2 protein-coding genes are annotated in these 1,598 nt (G+C 66.0%); both read left to right on the top strand.

From position 1 onward, the window contains the following. Positions 1–543, top strand: a 543-nt coding sequence (locus EOA36_RS35000; protein ID WP_189553533.1) for a PfkB family carbohydrate kinase, incomplete at its 5' end; no start/stop codon positions are given. After that, positions 540–1,328 (top strand): DUF429 domain-containing protein, encoded by a 789-nt coding sequence (locus tag EOA36_RS35005; protein WP_127281197.1) that lies wholly within the window; start codon positions 540–542, stop codon positions 1,326–1,328. The genes EOA36_RS35000 and EOA36_RS35005, both read left to right, overlap by 4 nt. Positions 1,329–1,598: the final 270 nt, after the last annotated feature.

The raw sequence follows: 1,598 nt of genomic DNA on the forward strand, positions 1-1,598 counted from the left end.
GTCTATATCTGCGATCCGGTGATGGGTGATTCCGGCGGCCTCTATGTGCCCGAGCCCACCGCCGCCGCCATGCGCGACCGCCTGATGCCGATCGCCGACATCGCCACCCCCAACCGCTATGAGCTGGAATGGATGGCCGGCGCGCCGCTACCCGACCTGAAATCGGTGATCTCGGCGGCGCTCCATGCCGGACCGCCGACCATGCTGGTCACCTCGGCACCGTCGATGATTTCAGGCGGCACCGGCAATTTGCTGCTCGACGGCACCCAGGCGCTGCTCGCCGAACACCGCCTGATCGACAAGCCGCCGAATGGGCTGGGCGACCTGACGGCCGCCGTCTACCTGGCGCGCATCCTGTCCGGCCAGCCGGCGATCAAGGCGCTGCAGTCGACCACGGCGGCGGTCTACGAGATCCTGGCGCGCACGGCCAAGCGCGGCGGCGACGAATTGCAGCTCGAAACCGATGCGCAGAGCCTGTCGCACCCGATGGCCATGGTCCAGCTTCGCCACCTGACGCATCCGGGGCGGGACCGCCGGGCGTGACCCCCGAAATCGTGCTCGTCGGCGCCGATGGCTGCAAGGCCGGCTGGATCGCCGTGCTGCACGAACCCGGTTCGACACCTCGTGACGCCAGCCCCGCGCCTTCGGTCGATGTCTTCCCCACCTTCGCCGCCCTGCTGGCGGCGATCCCCGATGACGCGATCGTCGCCGTCGACATGCCGATCGGCTTGCCGGAATTTTCGCAAAAGGGCGGGCGCGGACCGGAAGCGCTGGTGCGGCCGCTGCTCGGCGCGCGCCAGTCCAGCGTCTTCTCGATCCCGTCCCGCGCCGCGCTCTATGCCGACACCTGCGGCTTCACCACGATCGAAGCCTGGTACGCCGCGCATCGCAGCGCAAGCGAGGTGGCCAGGACCACATCCGATCCACCGCGCGGCGTTTCCATCCAGACCTTCGGCATCTTCTCCAAGATCCGTGAAATAGACGCGTTGCTGATCGCGCAGCCCGAACTGCGCGGCCGCGTCTTCGAATCGCATCCGGAAGTCGCCTTCTGCCGCCTGAATGGCGACCAGGCCATGCTGTTGCCGAAGAAGATCAAGGGCAGTGTCAACCCGGCCGGCATGGCGGAGCGCAAGGCACTGCTTTGCCGGCATGGCTATGAAATGGATTTCCTCGACCAGCCGCCGCCACGTGGTGCGGCCGCCGACGATTTCCTCGATGCGGCGGCGATGGCGCTGATCGCCGGCCGCATCGCCAGCGGCAAAGCAAAACCGTTTCCCGACCCGCCGCTCGCTGACGGTTTTGGCATACCGGTCGCCATCTGGGCATGACAATGTCGGCGGGCGTCACGCTTTTGGCGCATGGCATTTATGGCCAGCCCCTACAATTCTGCATTGCTCGTAGCGGGCTTTTGCCGTTAGAGCCTTTCCTCGACCGCAACGTATCGGCCCGAAAGCCGGAATCGGCTTTCGGAAAGCACGATGCGTAAACAAAATAGCAGAGCTGCCGCCTCCAACCCGGAAAGGCCTTAGCCGCCCATGCCTCATCTTCCCGAACACCTCCTCGCCGGCTACCGCAATTTCATGAACGGCCGCTACCTC

It is taken from the genome of Mesorhizobium sp. M8A.F.Ca.ET.021.01.1.1, assembly GCF_003998025.1.
In the GTDB taxonomy this organism is placed as follows: Bacteria; Pseudomonadota; Alphaproteobacteria; order Rhizobiales; family Rhizobiaceae; genus Mesorhizobium.